Consider the following 14,751-nt stretch of genomic DNA (forward strand, 5'->3'; position numbering starts at 1 on the left):
TTGGAATTGATGCTTCTTTTCTTCTTCGCGGCTCTTATTGTCGGCGGCGCGGTTGCCGGTTCATTTTCCGGGCTCATCGGTATCGGCGGATCTATTTTGCTGGTCCCGCTTCAGTTTTATCTTTTGACAAAACTCGGCTATCCGCCGGACATCGCACTGAAAGCTGCGATTGCCACCGCTTTGTTTTTTACGCTTCCGACTTCGCTTTCCAGCGCTTACAATCATTCTAAAAAAGGCGCGGTTCTTTGGCAAAAAGGAATTTTGATGGGCGTTTTCGGGTTTTTATTTTCATTTGTCGGCGCTTACATCGCGTCGCTTTTGAACGCGTCTTATCTTTCAATCATCTTCGGCGTTGTCGTTTTAGGCGCGTCTCTCAAATTTGTGACATCGAAAAATGTCAATGAAGATCCTTCAAAAATGTCGGAGAATCCGATCTTGTATGCGATTTGTGGGTCAGTTATGGGTTTGCTTTCCGGATTAACCGGAATCGGCGGCGGTTTGATTCTAATTCCGCTCGTCATTTTTCTTGTCAAGATGCCGCTTCGGCATGCCATCGGAACATCGTCGGCGACAATCGTTTTCACGGCGTTTGGCGGCGTTATCAGTTACATCATTAACGGAATCGGCGTTTCGGGATTGCCGCCTTTCTCAATCGGTTACGTCAATCTCGGAATGTGGATTGCTTTGGTTATTCCGGGCGTTGTGATGGCGGCAATCGGCGCGCGCATGTCTCATAAAATCAATCCGAAATATGTTCGCGGCGCGTTTTCCGTGATTACTTTTTTCGTCGGAATCGGCATGATTGTCAAAGGATTTTTAATTTGAGATGCCGATGTCTGCCGAAATCAAAATTAAAGACAATAAAAAATATATAGGCTGAATATGTTATTGACAATTAATAATTGACAGAATATTATACTGTTAATCTTATGATTCCGTTGCTTTCTTCTTTTTAACAAAGTTTTTAGCAATTCATTCAAACATTTCGAGGTTTATAAAATGGCAATCCCCGGTTTATTCATAGACATTATTTTAGTTGCTGTGGCAATTATTATCGCATACGTCTTGTACAAAGCTTTAAAAACAACCAAAAAAATCGCCGTCAACATCATTGTCGGTTTCCTGCTCATCATTGTCACAAATCTGTTGGGTTTGACAAGCATTCCGTTCAGTTTCTCTCTCTCCACTTTGGTGACAATCATCGTGACGGCTTTAACCGGCGTTTTCGGCGCATTGGTTTTGATTATTTTAAACATCTTCCACCTTTTCCCGTTCTGATATTAAGATGAATTTTCATCTTAATTCTTTTATTACTTTTTTTCAAGCTTCATTTGTTTTCAGCTCGCCTGTTGCTTGTTTTTGGTTTGTTCTTCTTGCTGAGCGGTTGCTTTCTGCGTTCGCTGCTGCCTCCGCCGCCGGCAACGCTGCCGCTCACCGCGCGCGAGTCGCACCCGTTTTAATAATATTTCAAAAAAGCACCCTGCCGTTTTTAAATTTGAAAACAATCGGTTTTTCATTGATTCATTTTTCAAAAACAGCGCGGTAGTGATGGCGAATATAATTCTCGCCATTGTACCGTTTTTCTTTTTTCAGCGATTGAAGGTCAATTGTTTTAAATCCGATTTTTTCAAATAAATCTCGGATTTCGCTTTCTTCAAAATAGTGGTAAATGATGCCGTTTTGACGCTCAAAAGTGCGCGGCTCGGTTTCGTTTGTTTCATTCAAAACCGCGGGCGCGCCCGAACATCTCATATCTTCTTCGCCGAAGGCTTCAAAGAAAACGCGCCCGCCGTTTTTTAAAACGCGATAAAACTCAGCCGCGGCTTTTTCTCTGTCTTTTAAAAACAAATGCTGCAAAACACCCAGACACAAAACGCCGTCAAAAGACTCGTTTGCAAACGGAAGCGCGGAAATGTTTGACACAATATGATCCGGATTCGGATTTGAAAATGTTTTATTCGCGCCGGCGGATTTTGAAATCGATTCCATTGAACGCGCCAGTGCGGTTTTTGAAATGTCAATGCCGACGCACGGAAATTTGAAACAAAAATTCCGCAAATAACGGCCTTCACCGGATCCCGCGTCCAATAAAAAACTGTCGTCTGCCAGTCGGTTTTGAATCCAAGAAAGCTCGGCAAGACCGCCCCATTTCAAATGCGCGTATTCCAAATCCCAGGCGCTGACATCTTTTTTAGAAACAGTCATATGAATCAAAACAAAAAAGAAAATTAATAATCAAAATGAAAAACGAAAAAATGAAATACAAAATTAAGAAGACAAAGTCTCCTTAATTTTTGCCATCGCTTCCGCTTTTGCTTTGTCGATGTTTGCCGCGTCCGGGCCGCCGCCCATCGCAAGATCGGGCTTGCCGCCGCCGCCGCCGCCGACTGCTTGTGACATAATCTTGACAAGATCGCCGGCTTTCACGCCTTTGGCAACCGCGTTTTTGCCGGCGGCCGCAACGGCTTTTACACCATCGCTTTCACTGAGCAAAATCGCGACGGCGTTTTCATTCTTTAAAATCTCAACCGCCGCCATTCTCAAAGAATCAATGCCGTCGCCTTTTGTCACGCTGACGACAATCGAAATGTCGCCGATTTTTTCAGCGTCCTGCATCATCTTAATCGTCCGCGCGCCGGCCAATTCTTCCTTCAGCTTTTCATTTTCTTTCTGAAGCTCTTTCCACTCCTCAAAGAAACGGTCAACCGTTTGCGGTAAAATTTCCGGCTGAATGCTGAGCGTCTCAGACGAATCGCGAAGCAATCCTTCCATATCCTGAATTGCCGCCACCGCCGCTTCTCCGGCTGCGTATTCCAAACGCTCGACACCGTCTTGAATGCGTTCCGTTTTCAAAATCTTAATCGGGCCGACAACACCCGTGCTGAGACAGTGTGTGCCGCCGCAAGCTTCGATGTCGGAGCCGACCTTGACAATTCTGAGAACTTTTCCCGGCGGAACGCCGCCCTGGTACAAACCGAAACCGTATTTCTGTTCGGCATCGGTTCTGTCCATGCTCTCAAAGTAAACTTTCTTGTTTTCCATCACGGTTTTGTTGGCAATCATCTCAATTTCATTGAGTTCCTCCTGCGTGATGTGTTTATAATGGGAAATGTCAAGTCTTGCGCGGGTTTCCGTTTTCTGGGCGCCGGCCTGCCAAATGTGGTTACCGAGCACCTTGCGCGCTGCATCGTTGATGATGTGCGTTGCCGTATGGTGGCGAGAGTGCGCCATTCTGCGTTTTTTGTCCACTTGGCCAATAACCATGTCGCCGCGATTGATAAGCAATTCTTTATCCGTGATATTCAACTTATGAATGACGATTCCGTTGTACATTTGAACATCCACGACATCATAAACGAAAGTGCCGGCCATGATCATACCGAGGTCGGCTTCCTGGCCGCCGCCTTCCGGATAGAAATATGTGTTATCCAAAACAACGCAATCATCAAAAGCGTCTAAAACGACGGCTTCAAATTCCATTCTTTCCGGCTCGTCATAGTAAAAGCGTTTCGTCAACGGCAAACGCTCCAATTTGTCCATGTATTTGAATCCGGAAACGGATTCGTCTTTGTCGCCGGCTTCGCTGTGCATATCGGCAACAAGGGAATAGAAATTGTCCGGGAATTCAACGTCGACGCCGACTTCTTTGGCCGCTTCTTTGGAGATTTCCGGCGGAATGCCGTGGCTGTCATAAATTTCCATGAGTTCGGAAAGCGGCAGTTTTTCACCCTTTTCCTGATAACGGACAGCCGCTTTTTGAATAATTTTTCTGCCGCGCTCAATCGTCTGGCGATATTTTTCCTCTTCGAGTGCCAGGATTTCTTCCGTCACTTTGAAAGTGTCTTCATATTCTGGGTATTCCGGCATGTTTTCAATGTGAAGCGCGACAATTTCTGAGAGCGGCACATCCATTCCCAAATCCTGAAGCATACGAATCGTGCGGCGAATCACGAGGCGCGCCAAGTATCCGGATTTGACGTTGGACGGAATGATGCCGTCGCCGAGCATAAACGTTAAACAGCGCGTGTGATCGGCAATCGCGAAAATCTTTTCCATCGGGTCCATGATTCGGGACAGTTCGTCGACATCCATGCCGATGCTGTCTGCCACCTGTTTTCTGAGTTCTGCCAGATTTGCGCTGCCGCTGACATCCATAATGCCTGCGAATTGCGCATTGTTGGCAAACATTTTCGCGTATTCGGGATTGTCCAAATCGTGGTCAATGCCGGCCAAATTCGTCAGTTCTTTGACGATTGTCGGGAAAACGGAATCATAAATCGTCGGCGTTCCCTGAGATGCCCAGACGAATCGCTCCAAACCGTAGCCGGTGTCAACGATGTAATTGTCCATTTTTTCATACATTTTGCCTTTGACGTCGATTGTTCCGTTTTTTGATTCTTTCAAATTCATGAAAACGAGTGTCGCCAGCTCAAGGCCGCCGACCATGACTTCAACAGACGCGCCGGCGTTGCCGCCGCCTGCCCACGGGCTTTTGATGTAAGTGACATCGGTTTCGTCTGCGCCGAGCGACATTAAAAGTTCGTCGCACAAGGCAATCGTTTTGTCTTTCCAGTAAATTTCTTTGTCTTTGCTGTTGAAAACGTGATGTGCCATCATTTCAAAAGTGGTTAAGTGGCGTCCGGTTCGGCCGACGGAATCCAAATCGTTTAAGCGGATGCACGGCTGTGAAATCGTGAGCGGATTTGCCGGCGGCGGCACGAGGCCGGATGTGACGAACGGCTGGAAATCGGCGATGGACGCGATTGTCAGGTAAATGTCGTCTCTCCAGCGGGCGACAACCGGATATCTGTTGATTCGGGTGTGGCCGCGTTCTTCAAAGAAATTTAAGAAATATTCGCGCATTTCCGCGAGGTCCATCGGTTTTGAAAATATCGGCTTTCCGATGAATGTATAATGATCACACGGCGGATCGCCGCAGGTTTCTCTGTTGGTGTCGCGCGTCCAATACGTTTTTCCGCATTTGGTACATTCTTTTTCCAAGAAGCCGTTTTCTTTGAAATATGTTATATCTTCATATTCAGCATCAAGCATTTTTCCACCCTGCCCAATCATCTTTTGTACAATGTTGCTGTTCGGCCGCGAACGTCAATCAGTTCCGCGCCGCATTTTTCACACAATTCGGCGGCGGTTTGTTTCATGTCGTCGGATTCACCGGAATTTTTATGAATTCTGACTTTGACCAGCTTTTTAACTTTCAGCTGCTTTTTGAGTTCCTCAATAATCGAATCCGACATACCGTTCTTGCCGACGCTTAAAAGCGGCGTTAAGTTCACGGATTCTTTTTTGAGCGTGTAGAGTTTAATGTTATCCATAATTTTGCCTTTTTAATCTTTAATTATTTTTTAAAATCTTTAATTCGGTCATAAATTTAGACTTCAAAAGTTTTCCGTAATTAATAAATCTTCTCTTCGGCAGCGCAAATTTCATTCAATTTACGAAAATCAATTTTTTAATTTTACTTTTTTATTTTCATTTTTTTGTTTTTGTCATTTTTTGTTTGTTTTTTATTTTTCAACAAAGCCAAACATCGGGTTTGAAGAAAATTATTCAAAACCCGAACTCTGCTAAAACCTAAAAATCAAAAAAATATTTGGGGTTTAAACGGAGTTCGGGTTTTATTAAAATTAAAGAAAAACCGATGTTTGTTTTTTTGAAATAAAATAAATGAGAAACAAATCAATCGCCTCCAACGACGAGTTTCGCGAGCGTTAGCGAGTGAAAGGAGAAGTTGGAGATTCGCCCCAAGACTTTTATGAAACACATACAGCCGTTTTCAATTCACAAATATTAAAAATATGCAGCTAACAGAGTCATTTCATTCGCCTTTGTTTTATCCGCAAATTTCAATTTTGCTCGCTTCGCTCACAAAATCTCAATTTGCGGTCGTACTTGGACTTTTCATTTATTTTTTAACAAAATCCAAACATCGGTTTTGAAAATTTAATCAAACCCGAACTCCCGGTAAAATCAAAAATTATCAAAATTTTGAATTAAACCGGAGTTCGATTTTTTTTAATTAAGAAAAAACGATGTTTGGTTTTTCAAAATAAAAATAAATAATTATCATTTCAAACAGTTCAATTTTATTTGTCATCAAATCAATTTTTCTTTATTTATTATTTTTTATCAAATGCGGTTTCCGATAAAATCATATTTTTTTGTTTTAAAATCCATTTTATTTTTTAAATAGGTATATATTCGAAAACTTCATTTTATTTTTAATTCGCGACTGCAGGCGCATGTCCTGCTTGATTTCAATTTATGATGTCAATTCAGTCCGTTTTTAACTATTTTTAAGAGAGGAGTTATAATATGTCCATTGTTACAGACGCAAAGAACGGTATCATTACCGACGAAATGAAAATCGTTGCAGAAAAAGAAGAATTAGACCCCGAATTTATCAGAAGAGGCATTGCCGCCGGCAGAATCGTTATTCCGGTCAGCCCCTACAGAAAAGTCAAACTCGGTGGTATCGGTCAAGGCTGCCGCACCAAAATCAACGCCTCCATCGGCGCTTCCTCAGACATTATCGACATGCAGATGGAAATCGACAAAGCCGTCGCCGCAGAAAAAGCAGGCGCCGACACTTTGATGGAACTCGGAACCGGCGGCGACTTCCTCGGCATCAGAAAAGCCGTTTGTGACGCAATTACGCTTCCGGTCGGATCCGTTCCGCTCTACCAGGCATTTATCCAAGCCGCAGAAAAACACGGCTCCATCGTTCACATGACCGAAGACGAGCTTTTCAAGGCAACAGAAGACCAGGCCAAAGCCGGCACCTGTTTCATGGCGATTCACACAGGTATCAACCAGATTACGCTTGACAGATTGAAAAAGCACGGCAGATACGGCGGTCTCTGCTCACGCGGCGGCGCTTTCATGAGCACCTGGATGCTCCACAACGAAAAAGAAAACCCGCTTTTCGCTCAGTTCGATTACCTTTGTGAAATCTTAAAAGAACACGAAGTCACCTTATCCACCGGCAACGGTATGCGCGCAGGCGCCGTCCACGACGCAACCGACCGCGCACAGGTCCAGGAATTGATTATCAACTCCGAATGCGCTGAAATCGCGCACGACAAATACGACCTCCAAGTCATTGTCGAAGGCCCCGGACACGTTCCGCTCGACCAGATCAAAACCAACGTTCAGTTGATGAAAGTCATGAGCAACTACAAACCATTTTACATGCTCGGCCCGCTCGTTACAGACATCGCGCCCGGCTATGACCACATCACAACCGCAATCGGTGCCGCTGTTTCCGCATCCTACGGCTGCGACTTCCTCTGCTACGTGACGCCTGCCGAACACTTGGCGCTTCCGAACATCGACGACGTTATTACCGGCGTTAAAACCTCCAAGATTGCAGCGCACATCGGTGACATGATCCGTCTCGGCAAGAGAGAAGAAGACTTAGCCATGGCCCGCGCCAGAAGAGAACTCGACTGGGAAAAGATGTACGAAATCGCAATCGACGGCGACCACGCCAGAGCTGTCCGCAACAGCCGCGCGCCCGGCGACGAAGACGCCTGTACCATGTGCGGCGACTTCTGCGCTTTAAAAATCGTCAACCAACACTACGACCTCGCAAAATAACGCTGATTGAGCAATCTATGATCGCTCGATCATAAAAACAATTCCTCATCAAAACGGAAATAAAGACAGAGAAGGAATTCCCCAATTCCTTCTCTAACATTTCTTAATCCAATCATTTTTAAATCAAATTTTCAAAAACGGCTTGTTTTTCCATTTATTTTTCAAAAACGGCGCAGCTCGCGCGCGAAGCGATCGCTCACAAGTAAATAATTCTAAAAAAAGAAAAATGAAAGGAATCAGAATTGATCGTATTCTTTTTCCTGTTCTTTTCGATTCGCTTGAATCGCTTTTAATGTTTTTCTGTGAAGCGTTGCGCTGATGTCTGCGACAAATCCTGCAACCAAAAGAAGCGCGCCGATTCCCGCAAAGAAAACGGAAGCTGTTCCGAAAATTGAACCGCCGTGCCATGTGATAAACGGATGAAGCGCAATCAAAAGCAAAGCGATGGTGAATGAAAGCAAACTCCAGACGCCGAAGAAAAACAGCGGATTGTAGAATCTTGAATATTTGTAAATCGCCATACTGATTCTGTAACCGTCGCGAATCGGGTGAAGTTTCGTTTCCACTTTTTCGGGGCGCGGCAGATATGTAATCGGCACTTCGAGGATTTTTTGTCCTTTTGTCAAACATTCAACCGTCAGTTCTGTTTCAATGACGAAACCGTTTTGTTTTAAATCCAAAGCTTGAATGGATTCACGTGTAAACGCGCGGTATCCAGTTAAAATGTCGCGCAGGCCGGAATGAAAAGCACGGCGGAAGAACCAGTTGATCATGCGGTTTCCGAGAAGATTCAGCGCCGTAAACGCGCCCGGCGTTCTTCCGGCAATTCTGTTTCCTGCGACATGGTCGGCTTTGCCTTCCAAAACCGGATACAGTAAATGATGAATTTCTTCGGGCAATTCCGTGCCGTCGCCGTCAATCATGACCATGTATTTTTCGGTCATGGCATCAAACGCCTGAATCATCGCCTGACCTTTGCCTTTGCCGCTTTGAACGACAACGCGCGCGCCGGCGGCAGCCGCAACTTCTCTCGTTTTGTCTTTGCTGTTTCCGTCGTAAACCAAAATATTGGTGTAGCCGACGTTTTTAAAGCCTTCAATCACGTCTTTGATTGCGCCTTCTTCGTTGAGGACGGGAATAAAAATACAAACGTCATTTTTGTCAAAAATAAGGGTACGGTCTTCAGTCATAAAAATCCCGACAAGGTGTTTTTGACCCGATTTCAAATCAATTGAATTTCTTTGAACTGTTCAAATTGAATTATTCAATCGGGTGTTTTAATGTTATAATCTGTTCAAAAAATAAAGAAAACAAGAGACTTTACAAAAGTCCCATGTTGTCCAACTGTTCGCGAACGACTTCAACGCCGCGCTCGCAGTCTTCGGGTGTTTTGCCGCCGGTGACGACAAGTTTGCCGGAGCTGAAAATCAAAACGACGACTTTCGGGTCGCTGATTCTGTAAACAAGTCCGGGGAACTGTTCGGGCTCGTATTCAATATTTTCAAGACCGAGGCCGATTGCAATTGCGTTGAGATTCAAAACTGCTTTGAGGTCGGCGGATGCGACGATGTTTTGGACAGCGATGTCCGGGTTTTCAATTGTCTTGATGCCGATGCTGTTTAATTTTTTTGCCATGTTGCCGATAACGGTATGAACGTCGGCCACATTTTTCGCGCCGGTACAAACGACTTTGCCGGACGTAAAGACAAGGAAAGCCGCTTTCGGGTCGGAAACGCGGTAGACGAGACCCGGGAATTTCTGTTTGTTGTATTCCGCGGTTTGGAATTTCTCAACGATTAAGTTTAAGTCAAATTCTTCCGCCAATTTTGTGGAAGCAACGACGTTTTCGATTTTAAGGTTTGAATCGCTCATAATTATTACCGTATGTGATTTTGTAATCTGATAATTAAAACTTTAAATAATATTTTAAATAATAATTTGTAAATTTATTTTAAAATATTTTCAGCAAAAAATGTAAACAAACGCAAAAATATTTGTTTATTTTTTAATTCAATTTTTTGAATCAATGCGGATATTCATAAACGTTTATCAAGTATATAAAGGGTATATATAGAATTTATATACGCTCAATCATTGTTTTTTAAAAAATAATCTCGAATCATAAACAAAATCCGCAGGCACATAAATTTAATCTAAAATAAAAAAAGCTAAAAAAGAAGCTAAAAACGAAAAAATTAAGAAAAAGAAGCTAAAAACGAAAAAAATTAAGAAAAAGAAGCTAAAAATGAAAAAATTAAAAGAAGAAATTAAAAACAAATTAAAAGAAATAAATTTTAAAACTAAAAAAAATTCAAAAGAAGAAGAAATCAGTCTTTAAGACTGATCTTCTTCTTGTTCTCTTCTTTCATTGAAACAATAAACGGCGATTGCAATGCCGATTATGAAGAAAATGAATAACCAAGATACTGAAGATTCCGGCAGTGTCGGCACATTTTCTTCAAGCTCTTCGTATCCTTCTTCGATTTCCTGTTCCGACTCGTCTTCCGGCTGTCCCATGTTTTCTTCTTTCTCAACGACGACCGCATTGTTTTTCGAAGAACCCGAATTTCCTTTTTCGTTATTGTTGCCGCTTCCGCCGCTACCGATTATGAACGTTGCAGGGTCGCTGAAAAAGGTCATGTCCAAAACGCTGTCGTATGTCATTCCCCATACATAATATGTATCGCCCTCGGAAAATCCGGTTGTATCAATCGACGAATTATAAACATCCCCGTTTCCAACCATTATTTTAAACGATGCCGGAATGACGGTTGCCGTCAGCGGATCATTTGTTAAGCTGTAAGCCAGTTTCTTATCCCAGCTCATTTCAGATTCGCCGATCCAATAAACAATAAAATCCGCCTCGGCGTTTGCTCCTGATTGATCAATTGCCGGTGTATCAATGACAAACGGAATTAAATGACTCGCGTCAACGCCGCTGTCACGGAATTCTTCATGAAAATGAATCGGCAATTTATAATTCTCATTTCCGTCATTGATTTTCCATTCCGTGTCGCTCCAGCCAGCGTCGTACCAGCCGGATTTGACATTATCGAAAATGTCCCAAATTTTAACGGAACGAACCAAAGTCACATACGACGGCTCTGTTCCGAATGTTCCGTTCGTTTCAATGCCTTCCCACGCGAACAAATCAGATCGGATCACATTACTGTCTGTCGTCCAGACTGTTCTGTTTACGGCTGATCCGTTTACAAATTCATTGAGGGCGAAACTTTTGCGGATTGTCACATTATGCAATGCATTTCCGACAAGACCGGCAGCTGCTCCGGCCGCGGTAACATTTCCGGTCGCGTATGAATATGAAATATCTCCCTGACTATTCGTTGCCGTATGGTAATATCTTCCGACAAGACCTCCCGCATCTGTTCCTTCCGCGGTTATGTCTCCGGTTGAATAACAATTAATAATCTTCGGCGGGACTGTTACAGGTTGGGGTCCGGGATCAACCCAATATATTACTGAGCGTGTTCCACCCGCAATTCCGCCAACATAATTGTATCCTTTTATGTTTCCGGCTGCGCTGCAATTATTAATTTCCGCGCCTGTTTCTCCTGCAATTCCGCCGGCATAACTGCTCAAAGCTGTCACATTTCCAAATGTTTGACAGTTTATAACTTTCGGTTTGGAGCCGACAAGGTTGCCGGCAATGCCGCCTGCATGAGTTGTCCCTGCCTTTACTTCGACATTTGTGGTGCAGTTTTTAATCCAAAGACCGCCGTTGGCATTACTGTCATAGTCGGCGCTGCCGATTAATCCGCCTGCATAGTTCTCCGCTGTCGTTACTGTTCCGGATGCATGGCAATTTTCAACCGTCAGGTTGCCGCCATGATCGCCGATTAAAATTCCTGTTAAATTTTTCCCGGTAATTGTCGCATTTACAAATGTCATGTTCTTAATTGATGCATTGTCTCTCGTTGTTCCGAAAAAACCGACGTATCTGTCTGCGTTTTTTTCAATTGTCAAATTTTGAATGACAATATTATTGCCTTCAAATTTTCCTCTGAAATTCAAAACAGGTTCCCATGTATCGTCTTTCAAATCAACAGTTGTGAAACCGGAATCTATTGTATAACTTGAATTTCTTTTATTGGCAGTCGTCAACGCATCGTAATGAGCCTTAAAGGCCAGCAAATCATCTTTATCGCTTATCAAATACGAATTTGTGCTCGTTTCTGTAATTGCGGCGGCTGCCGTTCCTGTCAGCAAAATCGCTGCCATTATTGTTATTATAACGAAAAATATTCTTGTTCCCTGTTTTTTCATTTTTGTAAATTCCCCATGTTTTCCAAATTTAAATCCGTTTTGAATTGTATAATCTTTGAGAAAACATAATGAATTACATCATTTGTATATTAATATTTCGAAAATTCAACACATCGGCGCGTCACAAAAACCAATCAAGCGATATATTCGTTTTCCGTTTTCATCTTCTTTTTGAAAAATAAGGGTTTGAGTGTATGTTCTCTTCTTGAAAATATCAAAATAAATCACGGCTGCGTTTTCAAATTGATCGGACAGATTTGTTTCATTTCCGGATTTTGAAACTGTTTCGCCTTGATTTTCTTTTTCGTTTTCCTCGTCTTCATTATTTTCATCAGAATCGGGCAGTTCCGCTTCCCACTTTTCAATTTCAGTGGTGTCGGCATCGGCGGAAAATGAAGCCGTTTTCAAATCAATTTTTAAATCGCAGTCGTCTTCTTCTTCAATATCGTCATCGTCGGCGGCAATGCGCCAAGTGCAGCCGTCGTTTTCTAAAATTGTTTGAATTTCTTCAAGGGATAAAAATACGTCGTCAATTTCCATGACTTCAGTTATGTTTTTCTGATATATTAACGGCAGCCAAGCTCTTTCATTTTAATTTCAAAATCAAAAAAGTAAGAATGAGCGACGAGAGGGGGATTTGAACCCCCGAGTTGCAAAGCAACACAGGATTAGCAATCCTGCGCCCTACCGAGCTAGGCTATCTCGTCAAACGATTATCGTTTAATTGCTTCCCATAAATGAAATTGAGATATTTAACGCTTGCCGTCCTATTCGACGAATCTCTTCATTTTACGGTTTTTGTAAATGGAAAAGGTGAGCACGCGTTTGGTTCGATACATTTCCCATAAGCAGTCTCCGAAATCTCTCCTCCGCCCCGCAATCCCGCAAGCGACTGTTGTCCGCGGTAAGTCTGCTCCCTTCCGGGCCTGGACCGGTGTCCACGATTAAGAAAGCCGAACCAAAACTCCTTTTGTCACGGCAATCACCACATTCCCAGCAGGACGAGGTTTCAACGTTAAAATTTCGGACTTGACATAAAGTCAATGCACCTGGCCAAAAGCTTCGTCACCCGCGTATCGGCGATTTCGGGTTACAAGCGACGCCTAGCTGCCCTGACTAGCCCACCGAATAAATCATAAGCATGGGATAATTTATAAGTCTATCTATTTTCAAATTGCCCGCCGCCGCGCGCGAGCCGGTCCGCTTTTCAAAAAATCAACCCGAATCAACATTCGTTTTTTCAAAAAAAGAAAAACAAATTTGAGGCAATCCTCAAATTTATTTTTTGTATTTGACGCCTTTTTCGGCGGCCAATTTCTGCATCAGCGGCGGAAGTTTGTCGTAGCGCCACAAACCGAATTTCACCCAATTTTCGGGATTTTCAATTTCTTTTTCGCGTCCGGCTTCAATGAGTTTTCCTTCCCACATCGCCATCGCTTCGGGGTGCGTGGTTTTTAAATTTTCAAAATCCGCCAGAGACGCGGCGGGGCAGAGCCAGCAGCCGATGCGGTCGAGGCCTTTTTCGTAAAGCGGATTGTAATGCAGATCTTGATCAAAAATGTAAAGCCAAACGTGCATCGCCGTCCATTCCTGAATCGGGGCGGCGCCGATTTGGCCGCGCACGGACGGGCTTTTCCAAATTCTTTGACTTTTGGCGCGCGCTTTGGATTCGTATTGGCGCTGGCCGATAAACGTCATACAGCCGCCGTCATCAGCGTAATTCATTTCAATCACATTTGTAATCGGCTGAAGTTTGCAGGATTGCGTGCACCAGCGATTATCCACACTCGGCGGGCCGTTGATTTCATATTCTTCCCAAAAAGCATTTCCTGCGGAGGTTTCTTTAAACGGCTTGCCGTAAATTTCAACGACTTCTTTGACGTTGTCAATCGTTTCCTGAAATTCAAGACCGGTGTCGGCGAAAATGATTTCATAATCTCTTTCGTTTCCGGAATCTTTCCCAAACGCCTTTTCCGTCAGCTGAAGCGTCACCAAACTGTCTTTGCCGCCCGAATATGAACACGTTAATTTTCGGTTCATATTGTTTGCCGCGTTTTGCATGAATCTGATGCTGTCTGCTTCAAATTTATCAATCACGTGACGATTCGCGTCAATCGTTTTCTGCCAAATCTCACGAACCTGCGTTCCGTCCGGAATTTCCTTGTCCGCAGGAATCGTTTCTGCCGTAATTTTTCTTTCGGCTTCGTCTTTTTGATTCCATCTGATTTTAACGGCTTTGCCGCGCTCGGAATTTTGAATCTCCTCAGAAGACATTTTCGCGCGCCCGGTCGCAATGACTTCAAAATCAGGTGTGACAACGACAATTTCATCTTCTTTTTCAAATCCGGGCGCCGTTCTCAAAATGCCCGGAACCAGCACGCTGGAACCTTCTGCAACGAACGGAATCGCTTTTTCATGAACCATTATCCAATTTTTCAAATTTTTCTCGACATCCGGATCATCGGTTTTTGCATTCGCGTTAAAAATGCGGCGCGCGCCCGAAAGCCTCGGCAAAAGAACCCAGCCGGGTTTGTCAATTTCAAAACGAATCGTTCCGATGACTTCGCCGCCGCAGATGATTTCTTCCATTCTGTCATCGTAAGGCGCCTTGTTATAAACGGCAATTTCCCCGTCGGCAATCATTTTTTTGCCGAATTGCCGAACGGAAACTTCGTTGATGCGGTTAATATCGTACGGAAACGCAGGACGGATATCGGCCGGCGGCGTGACGGTTACAAAATTTGTTTGAGCGCCGCAGGCGCATTTTTCATCCAAAACAGGAACATTGCACGCCGGGCACCAATGTAAGACTAATTTTCCTAAAAAAACGGGTTTGACCATGAAGGCAAA

General features: G+C 43.7%; 11 protein-coding genes, 1 tRNA gene and 1 other RNA gene. 3 read left to right on the top strand and 10 right to left on the bottom strand.

The annotated features are described in order from the left end of the window. The first annotated feature begins 9 nt into the window (after positions 1-9). Together MmiEs2_RS00690 and MmiEs2_RS00695 are read left to right on the top strand one after the other, a co-directional pair. Positions 10-825: a sulfite exporter TauE/SafE family protein gene (locus MmiEs2_RS00690; protein ID WP_316560255.1), complete on the top strand. Its 816-nt coding sequence runs from the start codon at positions 10-12 to the stop codon at positions 823-825. 174 nt (positions 826-999) lie between these two features. Further along, entirely contained in the window at positions 1,000-1,278 is a 279-nt protein-coding gene (locus MmiEs2_RS00695) for a pro-sigmaK processing inhibitor BofA family protein (RefSeq protein WP_316559528.1), read from the top strand. A 243-nt stretch (positions 1,279-1,521) separates the two neighbouring features. On the opposite strand, the gene MmiEs2_RS00700 is transcribed toward MmiEs2_RS00695, so the two are convergent. The 3 genes from MmiEs2_RS00700 to MmiEs2_RS00710 all read right to left on the bottom strand — a co-directional run bounded on the left by MmiEs2_RS00700 (position 1,522) and on the right by MmiEs2_RS00710 (position 5,333). Next, positions 1,522-2,205 (bottom strand): methyltransferase domain-containing protein, encoded by a 684-nt coding sequence (locus MmiEs2_RS00700; protein ID WP_316559529.1) that lies wholly within the window; start codon positions 2,203-2,205, stop codon positions 1,522-1,524. A 63-nt stretch (positions 2,206-2,268) separates the two neighbouring features. Further along, positions 2,269-5,052 (bottom strand): alanine--tRNA ligase, encoded by a 2,784-nt coding sequence (gene alaS, locus MmiEs2_RS00705; protein ID WP_316559530.1) that lies wholly within the window; start codon positions 5,050-5,052, stop codon positions 2,269-2,271. Between the two features lie 17 nt (positions 5,053-5,069). After that, positions 5,070-5,333 (bottom strand): YhbY family RNA-binding protein, encoded by a 264-nt coding sequence (locus MmiEs2_RS00710; protein ID WP_316559531.1) that lies wholly within the window; start codon positions 5,331-5,333, stop codon positions 5,070-5,072. 1,000 nt (positions 5,334-6,333) lie between these two features. Between MmiEs2_RS00710 and thiC the strand changes: the two genes are divergently transcribed. After that, on the top strand, positions 6,334-7,617 hold the full coding sequence (gene thiC, locus MmiEs2_RS00715; protein WP_316559532.1) for a phosphomethylpyrimidine synthase ThiC: 1,284 nt from the start codon (positions 6,334-6,336) through the stop codon (positions 7,615-7,617). A gap of 236 nt (positions 7,618-7,853) precedes the next feature. Here the strand turns inward: thiC and aglJ are convergent, their stop codons facing one another. The 7 genes from aglJ to MmiEs2_RS00750 form a co-directional block, all read right to left on the bottom strand. Continuing rightward, positions 7,854-8,807, bottom strand: coding sequence for an S-layer glycoprotein N-glycosyltransferase AglJ (aglJ, locus tag MmiEs2_RS00720; protein WP_316559533.1), 954 nt, complete (start codon positions 8,805-8,807; stop codon positions 7,854-7,856). A 130-nt stretch (positions 8,808-8,937) separates the two neighbouring features. After that, positions 8,938-9,489, bottom strand: a complete 552-nt coding sequence (locus MmiEs2_RS00725) for a TATA-box-binding protein (protein ID WP_316559534.1) — start codon at positions 9,487-9,489, stop codon at positions 8,938-8,940. Positions 9,490-9,951: 462 nt separating this feature from the next. After that, the gene (locus tag MmiEs2_RS00730) at positions 9,952-11,856 is read right to left on the bottom strand and encodes a GLUG motif-containing protein (protein WP_316559535.1); all 1,905 of its coding nucleotides are present in this window, start codon (positions 11,854-11,856) and stop codon (positions 9,952-9,954) included. A gap of 150 nt (positions 11,857-12,006) precedes the next feature. Next, positions 12,007-12,441 (bottom strand): hypothetical protein, encoded by a 435-nt coding sequence (locus MmiEs2_RS00735; RefSeq protein ID WP_316559536.1) that lies wholly within the window; start codon positions 12,439-12,441, stop codon positions 12,007-12,009. Between the two features lie 82 nt (positions 12,442-12,523). Then, positions 12,524-12,608, bottom strand: a tRNA-Ser gene (locus tag MmiEs2_RS00740). 104 nt (positions 12,609-12,712) lie between these two features. Next, positions 12,713-13,028, bottom strand: an RNA gene (ffs, locus tag MmiEs2_RS00745) — signal recognition particle sRNA. Positions 13,029-13,179: 151 nt separating this feature from the next. Then, positions 13,180-14,742, bottom strand: a complete 1,563-nt coding sequence (locus MmiEs2_RS00750) for a phosphoadenosine phosphosulfate reductase domain-containing protein (protein ID WP_316559537.1) — start codon at positions 14,740-14,742, stop codon at positions 13,180-13,182. Positions 14,743-14,751 lie beyond the last annotated feature (9 nt).

Origin of the sequence: Methanimicrococcus stummii (genome assembly GCF_032594435.1) — an archaeon.
Lineage (GTDB): Archaea > Halobacteriota > Methanosarcinia > Methanosarcinales > Methanosarcinaceae > Methanimicrococcus > Methanimicrococcus stummii.

Excerpts from the sequence above, each read along its gene's own strand:
- MmiEs2_RS00750 (WP_316559537.1), bottom strand. The coding sequence starts at position 14,742 with ATGGTCAAACCCGTTTTTTTAGGAAAATTAGTCTTACATTGGTGCCCG.
- MmiEs2_RS00735 (WP_316559536.1), bottom strand. The coding sequence starts at position 12,441 with ATGGAAATTGACGACGTATTTTTATCCCTTGAAGAAATTCAAACAATT.
- alaS (WP_316559530.1), bottom strand. The coding sequence starts at position 5,052 with ATGCTTGATGCTGAATATGAAGATATAACATATTTCAAAGAAAACGGC.
- MmiEs2_RS00695 (WP_316559528.1), top strand. The coding sequence starts at position 1,000 with ATGGCAATCCCCGGTTTATTCATAGACATTATTTTAGTTGCTGTGGCA.
- MmiEs2_RS00700 (WP_316559529.1), bottom strand. The coding sequence starts at position 2,205 with ATGACTGTTTCTAAAAAAGATGTCAGCGCCTGGGATTTGGAATACGCG.
- MmiEs2_RS00710 (WP_316559531.1), bottom strand. The coding sequence starts at position 5,333 with ATGGATAACATTAAACTCTACACGCTCAAAAAAGAATCCGTGAACTTA.
- MmiEs2_RS00690 (WP_316560255.1), top strand. The coding sequence starts at position 10 with ATGCTTCTTTTCTTCTTCGCGGCTCTTATTGTCGGCGGCGCGGTTGCC.
- MmiEs2_RS00730 (WP_316559535.1), bottom strand. The coding sequence starts at position 11,856 with ATGGCAGCGATTTTGCTGACAGGAACGGCAGCCGCCGCAATTACAGAA.
- aglJ (WP_316559533.1), bottom strand. The coding sequence starts at position 8,807 with ATGACTGAAGACCGTACCCTTATTTTTGACAAAAATGACGTTTGTATT.
- MmiEs2_RS00725 (WP_316559534.1), bottom strand. The coding sequence starts at position 9,489 with ATGAGCGATTCAAACCTTAAAATCGAAAACGTCGTTGCTTCCACAAAA.
- thiC (WP_316559532.1), top strand. The coding sequence starts at position 6,334 with ATGTCCATTGTTACAGACGCAAAGAACGGTATCATTACCGACGAAATG.